Source organism: Legionella stuttgartensis, assembly GCF_977063405.2.
In genome coordinates, this window is sequence record NZ_CDRUHA020000044.1 from 232,666 (window position 1) to 245,671 (window position 13,006).

Sequence of the window (13,006 nt, forward strand, 5' to 3'; positions counted from 1 at the left end):
TTTCAATATAATGCGTATGTTATAAAACAAATAAAGAGAAGAGGTCAGCTTGAGTTGCTCTAATATTGGAGTATGCTTAAAAGAGGATATAAACCAAATCGAACAGAGGGAAAAAATGAAAAATCTATTCCTTATTTTACTTAGTATCATTTGTACTTCAGTGCTTGCTGATGATTTGGGAAAAAACACCTATCAGGTCACCTGTCAAACCTGTCATGCGCCCCAATTTGCAACCGGGATAAAAGCTCCTGCTGCTTTTGATAAAAAAGCTTGGGAGAAACCCTTTAAAAATGCGGAACTAGAAGCCAAAAAAAATCCTGCAGAATATAAAACTGGGATGGATTACTTATTGTACAAAATGAAACTTGGTAAAGGATTAATGCCGCATAGTGGGTTGTGTAAGGAAGCAGATGTCCCCAAGAAAAATTGTTCGGATGAAGCCTTCATTAAGGCAATTCAGTACATGTCCCAAAGCAAAGAATAGTTCTTCAAGAACAATTTTTTAAAGACATCATGCGGTTTAACCGAAAGCAAGTAGCCTGGCTATAGCACAGTAGACCTCTGGTTAAAGGGGGTTTGGGATCCACTGTGCTATAGCCAGGCTACAAACAGAAGTTCAATAGAGCTCTTTTTTTAAAATCTTAATCAAGGCTTATCATGATACAAAACAATCAGTTCCTTACTGGAGGAGCACCCTAATGCCTCCATTGTCTTAGCCAAAGTACCTTCCACAGTTCGATAAGAAATATTCATATGACGTGCAATTTGTTTTGAACTTTTCCCTTGGGCAAGTAATTTAAGACAGAGTGCTTGTTGTTCTGATAAATGGACCGGAGTATGTAACACTTTATGAAACAGCACGATATCTTTCTCATTTAATTTGACTGACTTGGAATCACTTACTTGATTTCCTGCGACGAGCTCGAATGCACTTAATACATATTGTTCCAATGCATTACTATCTGTATCAAAAGATATACTTGCTACATTTTCAAACAGTTGATCGCGTTCCGCATGCAGCATATCAAAGAAGGTTTTAAGATCAGTAGTTAATAATGGTGACGGATTTCGCGCTATTCGCCCTATTTGTACTTCAGTACTGACTTGCAAAAATACTACAAACTCTGAAGATAAGATGTGCCGAATTGCCTCATTACAGATAATACTTGCTTCAGTGGCTACGACAATGTTCTCTTTAGTTTTGAGTGCGCTAAGTAGATCATATTGGCATTGGTAAAAGTCCTTTTGGCCTTCTTCGCTAAAAATTTTATTTAAGGTACGCCCAATATGATACTCAATTCCAAGATCCGCATCGATAAACTGCCAACCCAATTTTTCAGCCAATCGTTTTGCAAATATACCTTTACCTGCGCCAGGTAGGCCAACAATAAAAACACGTTTATATTGATTCATGCCTCTCTCTCCTACAGACTTTTTTAAAAGCCCTAATTTTGAATCTACTTATATTATAAAAAACACACTCAAATAGAATCAATACGTAAAAATACCCATCAAATAATACAGTATTTACACAGAAGGAGCTTCTAGCAACTTTTATCTATTAATAATTTTTTTGCCGTGACTAAATCAAAATATGCTTTTTTCTTATCGGCTGGGTTACGTAAAAGATAAGCAGGATGATAACTTACTATAAAGGGGATATTATGGTAGTGATGTAGTGTATTACGTAATTGTTTGAGAGGAAGAGGTTTATTAAGTAGAAACTGCCCTGCAAAACGGCCTAAAGCCAAAATCAAATGAGGCTGTACAATCTCAATTTGACGAGCCAGGTAGGAACTGCATTGAGCAATTTCATTCTCTTGAGGATCCCGGTTATTTGGTGGTCTACATTTTAAAACATTAGCGATGTAGACGTCTTCTTCAACCATCTCAATGCTGTGCAGCATTTGATTTAATAAACTCCCTGCTTTACCCACGAAGGGTTGGCCTTGTTGATCCTCATAAAAACCTGGCGCTTCGCCAATTATCATCAATTTAGCCTTTGAGCTGCCACGATAAAAGACCGTTTGCGTACGAGTTTTATGTAAAGAACATCGAGTACATGCAGCCACCTCTTGAGCTAATGCAGATAAATCCTGTTCACAAGAACGAGTAGGCTGGCGTAACACCCATAGATCGATTCCCATAGTCTGTAGGTAATAACGATTTAAAGTGTCTGACATAAAAGACTCATTTCAATACTGTAATGCTAGAGAAAAGTTGGAGTGTTATTTTCGTTTTTAATTTTTGATAAATCAATGTTTACTTTTATTAAAAATAAAATAGACAAGGCATTGCCGAAAACTGTCCGTTCCTGCGAAGGCGGGAACCCATTTCTAAAGAGACACGCTGCTTTTATAAAAATAGAGCCAGCCTTCGCGGTAATGACAAAAATTCTTAACGTTATAAGGGATTATTGTTAATTATTTAAAATTTAATTGCTTCCGCTATTACTACTTGACGAGAACGCTCAAATTGCACCTCACTCCAGATATTTTCTATCTGTAATGTTCCATTCTCGATGCATTCTTCATAAGCAGCTAATGCAATCAAAATATGAGAAAACTTGATTTTTCTAAACTTACTTAAGGCTTCAAGTAAGGTCATGGGTTCAATTACAGATCCGGAAATGTCATCGCCAAACTCTCCCTCAATCCCATTAAACTTTGCAGCAAACCAATCTTCTAAGGGGACCCCTCTCATGATGAAACTGTGAGAGAGTTGTGAACCACCTAATACTCGCGTATCCAAATATTGCTGTATATCAACACAAATAGTATTCCTCTTTATATACTCAAAAGCTTCGGCGAATAATGAAGTTAATTTAAAAGTTTGTACCTGCACTAGAGCGCGTAATTCAATTAGCGACTTAAGCAGATGCAGACTTTCCACATGTTCTTTTTTAGTATATTTCTCTAAAGAAACGAGCCCCTCCCTCTTCGTTATCTCGATTTGCCGATCAAGTTCAGAAACAATCTTTTGCAAGCAAACTGCATTACTTTGGTTCGTTAGAATTTGCTTTTGCAACCAACTGCGAAACTCTGAAGATAAAGATTGAGCTTGCTTACTTGAACAGGCTTTAGTTAATGCAGCTTTAAACTCCTCCGGTATTAATTGATCATATAATTCAGCCGCCTTTATATGAAGATTGGCATGTTCCTCTTCTATATGCTCTTCTAACATTTTGAATTGCAAAGCATCAATTTGGGTAACATTGGTAATTTCAATCATCCCACCACCAGGGAGAATATAAAATCCATAATGTTGCGCAAAACGAATGCGTCCATGCGCATCAATATTGATTCTATCTACTGCTTCATTCTTCAGTTTGCCTCCCATCTGAATTTGAATGGGATATAATTGATTCGCAGGAGGATGATAAATATCGAGCTGATCCAGATCAAAAAGATGGGTTTTGTGGGTTTTTTTCAGATGTGCTTTTTGAGCTGTGCGAAATTTTTCCCAAATCCCAGGCGTATATTCATCGAGTGGCTTTTTCAATCTCATTTGACCTGGAGTAGTACCAAACTCAAACCAGGAGCTTAATTCGGCCTCCATCTCCATCCCATAGAAATCTAATAAAACATCAAAATACCGCTGATTTTCTATACGTTGTATCACATCAGCATAGTTAATTAATGTCGCAGCATACGCTAAGGTTTTATAATGAGTCTTTGCTTGCTGCTTATGAGTCGCTTGCCCGGAAAGCTTTTTAACCTCTGTGATTTTCTCCTGCATCATGGTATGTCGACCTTCAGGAGTTGCTTCTCTATATTGAATCAACATTGGACCGACATCAGTATATAACTGCACCATGACTGCTCCTCATTTGACGTACAAGCCACTCGCGATTTACACCAGCAGTGCTGTTAATCTTGCAAGTGCTCGATGTATTGCTTGAATTAAATCAATTATCTAAGTTTTTGTTTCATTATAGTTAATGATTTTGAATTATTTTGCTAATATAGCTTTTGTTGTCATTTAATAAGAAAACGCTATGACATTAACAAAGAATCCAAATCCTTATTCTGCAGAAACAGCATTTCATGATGGCAGGCTACGCCAAGCTCAATTGAAGATGCTTGCGATGCTTGAAGTGGTGGATTCTATTTGTCTTAAATATGGTTTGGACTATTGGCTTGATGCAGGGACTCTTTTAGGAGCAGTTCGCCATCAAGGTTTTATTCCTTGGGATGACGATGTAGATATTGCCATGCCGCGCGCCAGTTATGAACAATTTTTACGTGTAGCGCCAGCAGAAATTCCAGACTGGATGTGGCTGCAAACAATTCATAGCGATCCCGGCTATTTTAATATGGCTACTCCTTTAAAAATCAGAGATCGCACCAGCCGGTTTATCGAAAAACACGAAAAAGGTAATGAGCCTTACATACAAGGTATATTTATTGACGTTTTTGTCTATGACACCATGCCTGTAAATCCAAAGCAACGTAAGCGATATAAATTCTACGCTAAAAAGCTTTCCCGTTTGTTAAGCTCTAAATACAGCAAAGTAAAAATAGGCCACTATCCCGCGCTATATAAGGTCATATCCTCATTTTTCCCTAAGAGCTTGCTTGAGTTTTGTTTGCAAAAAATTATTCGCCAAGCAAATACCAGTCAAAGCCCTTATATAGGACGTGGTTATAATTGTGTAGGAAGAAACTTAATTAAAAAGGAAGAAGTATATCCATTGCAACGCGTTGTCTTTGAAACGAAAGAACTTAATATTCCACAAAATGCCGAAACATTTCTTATTCAACAATATGGTGATTATTTGCAATTACCCCCAGAAGAGCAACGAGTCATGAGGCATTGCAAAGAACTTATCCCTCATCTGGAAGAAACCGTCTAAAATCTCTTTCTCTATTGATTTTCTCGATTATTGACAGATAATCATGCAATCGGTTATAATTGTACCCAATATCAAACAAGCACATCATCAAAGAGGCTTATACACATCATGGACATTATCTCTTAAGTACGCCCTAAGCGCCGGGCAATGACGAAAAGCAGCCGCACTAACTGCCCATTAAATTACTTAAGTGAGTTACATGATGCATCAGCCAATTCAATTTAAAAATCTTTGTCTTTCTTTTCCCCATAAAACATGTTTTGAGGACTTTAGCGGTCAAATTTCCTATGGCAATCGCATTGCGATCATTGGACGCAACGGCTCCGGAAAATCGACCCTATTAAAATTGCTTGCAAGATTACTTGAGCCAACTGATGGTGACATCCGCTTTCCTAAAGAACTAAACATAGGCTATGTCCCACAAGTTATTGAAGAATTCGATTCATTAAGTGGAGGGCAACGTTTTCATAAATTATTAACCCAAGCATTAGCATCGGATCCCGATCTCTTAATGCTCGATGAACCCAGCAATCATCTGGATCGTAACAATCGCGGCTCTTTGATGAGAATGCTTGCTGATTATAGAAAAACCTTAATTATAGTGACTCATGATATTGAATTACTGCAAACCACTGTAGATACGATTTGGCATATCGATCATGCCAAAATACATGTTTTTACAGGATGTTACGAAGACTACTTGCGAGAAATTAATATTCAACGTAGTGCAATTGAGGGGGAAATTACAGATCTTACTCGTCAGAAAAAACAAGTACACGCGGATATGATGAGGGAGCAGGCACGAGCCAAGAGCAGTAAAACTCAAGGAGAAAAACACATTCAGCAGAGAAAGTGGCCTACGATTGTTTCGCAGAGTAAAGCACGAAATGCGCAAGAAACTTCAGGTCGCAAAAAAAGCGCAATCAATCACAAAAAACAGGAGTTGACTCAGCGTTTATCAGATCTTTACTTACCTGAAGTCATTTACCCTAAATTTGCTATTCATGGAGTAGAAACAAATGAAGCTTTAGTCACAGTAAGCGATGGAGCTGTTGGCTATGATGAAAACAATCCGATTTTAAGTGAATTGAGGTTCTCAATAAAAGCACGAGAACGGATTGCAATTCATGGGGAGAATGGCTCGGGTAAATCCACTTTACTTAAAGCCATTTTGAAGACTCAGTCTGTAATAAAAAAAGGAACTTGGATAGTACCTAATGCCCATGAAATAGGCATCCTAGATCAGCACTACAATACATTATCTCCAAACAAGACGGTATGGGAGATTATAAGTTGTTTATTCAAGGATAAATCCTATTCCGAAATTAGGAAGTATCTGAATGATTTTTTATTTCGTAAAAATGAAGAGGTTGATGCCTTGGTTTCTACTTTATCCGGTGGAGAAAAAGCCCGACTCTCCTTGGCACAAATTGCCGCAATTACGCCCAAATTACTTATTTTGGATGAAATGACCAATAACCTGGATAGAGAAACACGAGCTCATGTAATCCAGGTACTCAAAGATTATCCAGGAGCAATGATTGTTATTTCCCACGATTCTGATTTTTTGAACGCGATTGACGTAACTTACGGGTATGAAATTAAGAATGGTTTATTAAATTCTTATAATTATACCTAAAACCGAGTAATAACATGAATAAAAAAGATATTTTGCTAAGAAAATTTTTCCTAAGTCTGATAAAGCCGTACACCGTGTATGTTATAGGATTATTATTTACCGCAGTGTATTGGGGAATTAACAACACGCTTTCACCCTATGTGTTAAAACTTATCATTGATAAGGTTGCTGCATTCTCAGGAGATAAATCCGCTGTATTTAGTGTGATAAAACCCTATGTGATTGTATACATTACCCTGTGGGTCCTGATCGCCCTTGATATGCGTCTTTCAGATTGGTTTCGATTAAAATTATTTCCCTACATACGTTATGACTTGGTAAATAATATGTTTGCCTATTTGAATCAGCATTCTCATCGCTTTTTCCAAAATAACTTTGCAGGGAGTTTGTCCAATAAAATCTCTGACATGACCGCAGGGACTATAGCAATTTTTACAACGCTTGATGATGCATCAGCCCAAGTTGTTGGGCTCATCATTGCAATCATCAGCATGCTACTTGTACATCCTGTATTTGCCTTAATTTTATTTATTTGGGCGATTGTCTTTTTGGGTATTGCGATGGTTTATTTCAAACCAGTTCAGGATCTTTCTAATTCATTTGCTACCAGTAAAACCACATTGGTAGGAAAAATTGTGGACAGCATCAGCAATATCACCAATCTACGATTGTTTTCCAGAGCAGCTTTTGAAAATCAACTAATTCGCAATACAGCCCAAGAAACCACAGATAAAGATCAGACCATGCAATGGACGATTTTGAAAATGCGTTCTTATTGGGACCTGAGTATTATTGTGCTGATTGCCACCAATTTATATATGCTGGTCGATATGTACAGTAAAAATCAAGTATCAATCGGTGATTTTAGTTTTATTATCTCCTTATCAATCAGCATTTTTTATAATTTATGGTACCTCGCAAGTCAATTTGTATTGTTTGCGGAGGAGTTAGGAAAATGTAAACAAGCCCTAACTTTGATTTCAGAGTCGCATGAGATTGCTGATAAACCCGATGCAAAAATACTCACCGTCTCTCAAGGTCGGATTGAATTTAAAAACGTGAGCTTTTATTATGATGAGGGAGCACATCTTTTTAAAAACAAATCCGTAGTCATTGAGCCCGGACAAAAAATTGGTCTTGTAGGCTTATCTGGTTCTGGAAAAAGTACTTTTGTTAATCTGATTCTTCGTTTGTTTGATGTGGAATCAGGACAAATCCTGATTGATGGAAAAAATATTCGCGATGTTACCCAGGAATCATTGCGCGAAAACATTGCGATGATTCCACAGGATGTGACTTTATTTCACCGCACCCTGATGGAGAATATTCGCTATGGTCGCATTGATGCAACCAATGCAGAAGTCATTTCTGCATCCCAAAAAGCACATTGTCATGAATTTATTTCCCTGCTTCCTGAAAAATACAATGCCTTAGTGGGTGAACGAGGGATTAAATTATCAGGTGGGCAACGACAGCGAATTGCCATTGCCAGAGCTATGCTAAAAAATGCACCCATTTTAATTCTGGACGAAGCGACTTCCGCTTTAGACTCCTTGACCGAGAAATTGATTCAGGATGGTTTACATTTGTTAATGCAAAATAGAACAACGATTGTGATTGCGCATCGTCTCTCTACCTTATCCGAAATGGATCGCATTCTGGTCTTTGATAAGGGTCGCATCATTGAAGATGGTTCGCATGAGGAACTAATTAAGATACCAAGTCATTACAGTCACATGTGGCAAATGCAAGCAGGAGGATTTTTACCGGATAAGATGTAAACGGGGCACTTGGGGTGCAGTAGTAGCCCAATGGACTCCTTTTTACTGCACCCAGACTACAATTAAAGAATGGAATTACTAAATGGAATTGGAGTACAACAATTATGGATTGGAATACCTTACGCAATCACATTAGTGGTACCGTGATTACCAAAAACGATGCAAACTTTCCTTCGATTAAAGCATCTATGGTATGGAATGGATTAAAACCAGACCGTTCGCCTGAAGTAATAGTCATCGTTAAAAATGATGATGATGTAGTTACAGCCATCAACTTTGCACAGAAAAATGGCTTGCGCGTGGTAGTTCATGGAGGTGGCCACACTTGGTGTGGATTGGCTGTGCGTCATGGTGGTATGGTGATTGATTTGTCTGAACTTAACGAATCAAAGATAGACAAACTATCTCAAAAAGCGGTCATTCAACCAGTAATCAGTAATCGCGAACTAGCCAGACGACTCGCAGCTTACGATCTGGCATTTCCAATTGGACACTGTCCAACAGTAAAAGCTAGTGGCTATCTTTTAAATGGCGGTATGTCGTGGAACTTAAGTGACTGGGGGCCTGCCTGCTTGAGTGTTGAGGCAATAGAATTGGTTACAGCAAATGGACAAAAAGTCATAGCAAGTTCTTCTGAACACTCCGATCTCTTCTGGGCTGCTCGCGGTTGTGGACCAGGGATGTTTGCTGTGGCCACCCGATTTCATCTTAAATGCTACCCTCTTCCTAAAACAATAATGACCAGTAACTATTACTATTCGCTGGATCAGCTCAAAGAAGTAGTGGAAGAAGTAACTACACTCGGTTGGACTATGCCTCGCTGCGTGGAACTCTCTATCTTTCTTATCCAGGCGCCTTCGGAACTAATTGATCAATGCAAAACAACTAATGAAAAAGTATGTATGATTACCGCTGTGGCTTTTGCTCATAATCAAAAAGAAGGCCTTGATGCCCTTAAAATTTTAGAGCAAGGAAGCATGGCAAAGAAATGCCTTGCCAAAAAATTAAATGAACCCAGCAGCTTTGAGAGTTTGTCTGAAATCTCTGGAATTACCTGGCCCGAACATCATAGAAACTTGTGTGAAAATCAATGTTCTAAAGCCAAGCCCGTAGACATTTTAATGGCCTTACGTGACAAAATTATCGATGCACCTTCGCGTAAGTCTGTTATTGTTTTTTGTCAAAGCACCGGTCAACACAATTTATTAGAAGCCCATACTGAAGTTGCTCTGTCCATGGAGGGTCAGTCTTATGGTGGATGTTGGGCCATTTGGGAGAAACCAGAAGATGATGCAGCCAATATTAAATGGCAAAATGAAGTATGTGCCATTCTTAAAAAATTTACGAATACCCACTATATTGGTGAAACAGATATTGTTCAAGATCCCACACGCATACAGAACTCTTATACTTCTGCTAAATGGAAAAAATTAGAGAAGATCCGAGCCAAGTATGATCCTCAAGGATTATTCTTTGGCTATTTGGGAGGTATATAATTGAAGCACCGGGTACAGCGACAGCGAAACCCGGGTTCCGGTCCTTCGGACCTGCACCTGAATCTTATACACATCTCTGAAAAACATGTCCAGCCCGATCTCGACGTCCCGCGGCTTTGTCCGCGGGATCCAGAAAATCTGCCTAAACCCCTGGAACCCCGCGGACAAAGCCGCGGGGCGTAGGCAGGGATGTGTATAAGAAACAGTGACCTGCATCCAGACTACAATTATGTTTTACATCGCAACTTGTTCTTTAACTACCCTTTTACTTTCTTCATACTGCTGGTGCAGTGCCGGAAGCGCATCGGGCGAGGCATCTTTTTTTGCATCAATTGGTTGCTCACTCCACTTAGGAACGCGAACTCCCTTAAAAAAATTATCTTCAGCTTGTTCATAGCGTTTGTTAAAATTGACCGTATAAATCTTGCTAAATCCACTGATTTCTCCTTTCTCATCAGTTTCTAATTCGAGAACGGCTTTTTGAATCGCTGTTGTGGCATCCTTTTTAGTACCCTTGACGCCATCTTCTAAGATCTTTTTAGCCTCTTCCAGCGTTTCTGAAAAAACAACTTCATGACCTAATGAATAACCACAAACATGTTCATAGGCTGCGGCATGAAACGGAGTAACCAAATAAGATGCTAAATCGGTAAAACTATCACCGGATTTGGTGTATGCAGGACTAACAATTGCGTATATTTTGCCCATTTTATTCCCTAAAATCTAAAATATATAAAATAAAAAGTCTGTTATTGGATAAACTGACTTCATCTCCATAAATCGTATAACTTGAAAAACGCAGAATTCAGCACAAAACTTGCAATAAAATTCACCAGTTCTCCGGATTAAATATTATCACATTTGCCTCGTTTGTATATAAGATAACCGACTACTGTCAGTTTGATTCTCTATGCATAGTTGGGGTTAATTCATTAGAAATGGTGACATTTTTGGTTCCTTCATTTCATTGTATAATCAAAGAATTAATGGTCAATTGAAAACAATGCTTGGGTTATGAATAAAAAATTTCTTATTTAATATTTTCTTAAGGAAAAAATATTAAAATATACCATTAATAATTATTCAATTATTCATCAGATAACTGAGAGTTGTCTGTACTGAATGGAGGACTGGTAAACTTAGTTAACTAAATCAATAAGCAGATTTTATGTTGAGATAGATATTTAAGTTAATCAGTGCTTTTTTTGTATCGGCTACTCCGAAATAGCAGTTGCATAAAACCCAATGAATACCTTCCAGTGGTTTCCATTTACTCTTACTACGTGAGCGTTGTAATTAGGATTATAGAAAACCATCAAATCTCATCTCAATGTGACATTAAACCAATTTAATTTTTATAAAGGTATAAAAAATGGCTATACGTTATTTATCGTTTGACTTTGATGGGTGTTTATTTAATTCAAATTACATCAAAGAACCCCATTTAGATTTTACAAAGCATCTGGGGAATGCCGTTCTCGTTCACAACAGACCATTCTTAGATCAAATCAAAATAGAAAATGCTGCATTTGATTCCGTCTATGCAATGATTGGCTCTAATAGGCAATCATTTGAACTTGATACTGCCAATATGGGCGGTCCAACTACATTTAAAGGCTCATGCTGTCCTGCAATACAAAAAGTGTGCTCAGATTTGAATGTTACATTCAATCCATTCCTTATAGCTGATGTTACTGGAATGCTTCCTCACGGAACTTCTTATAATTTAATTATGCAGGAAATTGCCGGGAATACTTATTTCGAGAATCCTCAACATACCCATGCTGACTGTACCATGGATGATACAAAAAGAACTTTGCTGTTTGCTCAGGTGCAAAAAGCAGCTGCAGATCATCCTAATGAAGAAATTATTTTTGATTTCTTTGACGACCGGAATGATATTTTGGAACGTCATTTACAAGAGTTTTTTACAAAATACCCGCATATGATTCCTAAAAATGTAACCTTGCGCCTGAATCAATATGCAGGTGAGGATGTTACTTTAGTAGCGTCTATCCAAGGAACCGGCGAGCCCTATCCTAATTATTGCGAGCTTGTTACTCATATGTTAGATAATTTGTGGGATCTAAATAAATTCGCTGAATCTTTAAAATCAGCAGCCCCAGTTATTGAACTTTCAATAGAGCAAATTGAGGATAACTTAGAAAATTCCAGTCCACTCATGCAACAAGCTACAGCTTTTGAGACAGAAATAAAGCAAAGTATCCCCGTTATTGAAAATACGCAAGCTATTGATGAGAGTGAACTTTCTACAGAAAAAGAATTAGAATCCAGTAACGATTCATTTGCACTTAGTTATTTTACCGATCGCTCCAGTGGTGAGCCTAGAGCAAAGCTTGCATTTAACAAAAGAAATCTTACTCAAAACGATATTAATAAATGGTTCAAAGGATATCAACCACCCGAGTATATGGAGGATGGCGATCAGATTATCCTATTCATCAATGTTCATCCTGATTCTCCTTTTAAAGATCCGTCTTTATTTCAAGCAATAGAGATATTACGCCACCAAAATATTGAACTTAGTGAACGTGCTATAGCGACGTTGGAAGGTGAATTTAATTCTGTAAAACTTGAATTTGAGACAGCTAAAGAAATTGCACATGGAACTGAATTGGAAACTGGGGAATTTGTTGATTTCAGGTTATTTCTCAATGGGTATAGTAATGCCTTTAGTGATATGCCTGTAGATTATATGGTTCAATACAAAAATCGTGCATTTGTTGAAGATGATGGTCGAGAAAAAGAGGCTAACATTGGTTATGAGATCTATTTTGACTTAGTAGAAGAATATAACGATGAACATGCTGAAGACAATGGTAGCGAAAAAGAAGCTGGGGCAGATATTGATGACCTTAGTGAGAGCTCTGTTGATTCCTCGGATGCAGACAACGATGAGTTTGCTGACGATGAGGCTCTAGAAAGAAAAACGAGTGCTGAGCAACCAGCTCTTGCGACTGAAACTACCACACCTCACCAACCAAAGGAGTTAGATCATCCACTCAATCCAGCAGGAAATCCTGGGCGAAATCTATATGCATTTCATAAGCCAGTTGCAGCTCAAAAAATAAACAGATCTCCTATTAGGTTACCCGAGGATAAGTTATGCAGTGCCAGTAGTTCTTGTTTAATATCTTAAAGATTTAATCTTTATCTCAATTAATGATGTTTCACAGTACTGTGAAACATCATTAAAATTCCATTAAATTCTGGT

Annotated in this window: 10 protein-coding genes; 6 read left to right on the top strand and 4 right to left on the bottom strand. The window is 38.0% G+C overall.

Features of this window, described 5'->3' with window-relative positions; genetic code table 11:
* Nucleotides 1-115: 115 nt before the first annotated feature.
* Complete coding sequence (locus tag ACWTEW_RS11915) at nucleotides 116-484, top strand: c-type cytochrome (protein WP_454781851.1); 369 nt, start codon at nucleotides 116-118, stop codon at nucleotides 482-484.
* Between the two features lie 161 nt (nucleotides 485-645).
* Here ACWTEW_RS11915 and ACWTEW_RS11920 read toward each other — a convergent pair whose 3' ends face one another.
* From ACWTEW_RS11920 to ACWTEW_RS11930, 3 genes are all read right to left on the bottom strand, one after another.
* A complete protein-coding gene (locus ACWTEW_RS11920) occupies nucleotides 646-1,413 on the bottom strand; it encodes a shikimate kinase (RefSeq protein ID WP_454781852.1) in 768 nt (255 codons plus the stop codon).
* Nucleotides 1,414-1,544: 131 nt separating this feature from the next.
* Nucleotides 1,545-2,183 carry a uracil-DNA glycosylase gene (locus ACWTEW_RS11925; protein WP_454781853.1) on the bottom strand — a complete coding sequence of 213 codons (639 nt, stop codon included), beginning with the start codon at nucleotides 2,181-2,183 and terminating at the stop codon, nucleotides 1,545-1,547.
* A 244-nt stretch (nucleotides 2,184-2,427) separates the two neighbouring features.
* A complete protein-coding gene (locus ACWTEW_RS11930) occupies nucleotides 2,428-3,816 on the bottom strand; it encodes a hypothetical protein (RefSeq protein ID WP_454781854.1) in 1,389 nt (462 codons plus the stop codon).
* A gap of 181 nt (nucleotides 3,817-3,997) precedes the next feature.
* Here ACWTEW_RS11930 and ACWTEW_RS11935 point away from each other — a divergent pair, with 181 nt between their 5' ends.
* From ACWTEW_RS11935 to ACWTEW_RS11950, 4 genes are all read left to right on the top strand, one after another.
* The gene (locus tag ACWTEW_RS11935) at nucleotides 3,998-4,855 is read left to right on the top strand and encodes a LicD family protein (RefSeq protein WP_454781855.1); all 858 of its coding nucleotides are present in this window, start codon (nucleotides 3,998-4,000) and stop codon (nucleotides 4,853-4,855) included.
* 199 nt (nucleotides 4,856-5,054) lie between these two features.
* Nucleotides 5,055-6,494: an ATP-binding cassette domain-containing protein gene (locus ACWTEW_RS11940; protein ID WP_454781856.1), complete on the top strand. Its 1,440-nt coding sequence runs from the start codon at nucleotides 5,055-5,057 to the stop codon at nucleotides 6,492-6,494.
* A 14-nt stretch (nucleotides 6,495-6,508) separates the two neighbouring features.
* Complete coding sequence (locus tag ACWTEW_RS11945; protein ID WP_454781857.1) at nucleotides 6,509-8,275, top strand: ABC transporter ATP-binding protein; 1,767 nt, start codon at nucleotides 6,509-6,511, stop codon at nucleotides 8,273-8,275.
* Nucleotides 8,276-8,379: 104 nt separating this feature from the next.
* Nucleotides 8,380-9,771 carry an FAD-binding oxidoreductase gene (locus ACWTEW_RS11950; RefSeq protein ID WP_454781858.1) on the top strand — a complete coding sequence of 464 codons (1,392 nt, stop codon included), beginning with the start codon at nucleotides 8,380-8,382 and terminating at the stop codon, nucleotides 9,769-9,771.
* A gap of 234 nt (nucleotides 9,772-10,005) precedes the next feature.
* Here ACWTEW_RS11950 and ACWTEW_RS11955 read toward each other — a convergent pair whose 3' ends face one another.
* Entirely contained in the window at nucleotides 10,006-10,479 is a 474-nt protein-coding gene (locus ACWTEW_RS11955; protein ID WP_454781859.1) for a hypothetical protein, read from the bottom strand.
* A gap of 664 nt (nucleotides 10,480-11,143) precedes the next feature.
* Between ACWTEW_RS11955 and ACWTEW_RS11960 the strand changes: the two genes are divergently transcribed.
* Nucleotides 11,144-12,931, top strand: coding sequence for a hypothetical protein (locus tag ACWTEW_RS11960; protein WP_454781860.1), 1,788 nt, complete (start codon nucleotides 11,144-11,146; stop codon nucleotides 12,929-12,931).
* Nucleotides 12,932-13,006: the final 75 nt, after the last annotated feature.

Coding starts and splice junctions, on each gene's coding strand:
- ACWTEW_RS11925 (WP_454781853.1), bottom strand. CDS start 2,183: ATGTCAGACACTTTAAATCGTTATTACCTACAGACTATGGGAATCGAT.
- ACWTEW_RS11915 (WP_454781851.1), top strand. CDS start 116: ATGAAAAATCTATTCCTTATTTTACTTAGTATCATTTGTACTTCAGTG.
- ACWTEW_RS11955 (WP_454781859.1), bottom strand. CDS start 10,479: ATGGGCAAAATATACGCAATTGTTAGTCCTGCATACACCAAATCCGGT.
- ACWTEW_RS11940 (WP_454781856.1), top strand. CDS start 5,055: ATGATGCATCAGCCAATTCAATTTAAAAATCTTTGTCTTTCTTTTCCC.
- ACWTEW_RS11935 (WP_454781855.1), top strand. CDS start 3,998: ATGACATTAACAAAGAATCCAAATCCTTATTCTGCAGAAACAGCATTT.
- ACWTEW_RS11945 (WP_454781857.1), top strand. CDS start 6,509: ATGAATAAAAAAGATATTTTGCTAAGAAAATTTTTCCTAAGTCTGATA.
- ACWTEW_RS11920 (WP_454781852.1), bottom strand. CDS start 1,413: ATGAATCAATATAAACGTGTTTTTATTGTTGGCCTACCTGGCGCAGGT.
- ACWTEW_RS11960 (WP_454781860.1), top strand. CDS start 11,144: ATGGCTATACGTTATTTATCGTTTGACTTTGATGGGTGTTTATTTAAT.
- ACWTEW_RS11930 (WP_454781854.1), bottom strand. CDS start 3,816: ATGGTGCAGTTATATACTGATGTCGGTCCAATGTTGATTCAATATAGA.
- ACWTEW_RS11950 (WP_454781858.1), top strand. CDS start 8,380: ATGGATTGGAATACCTTACGCAATCACATTAGTGGTACCGTGATTACC.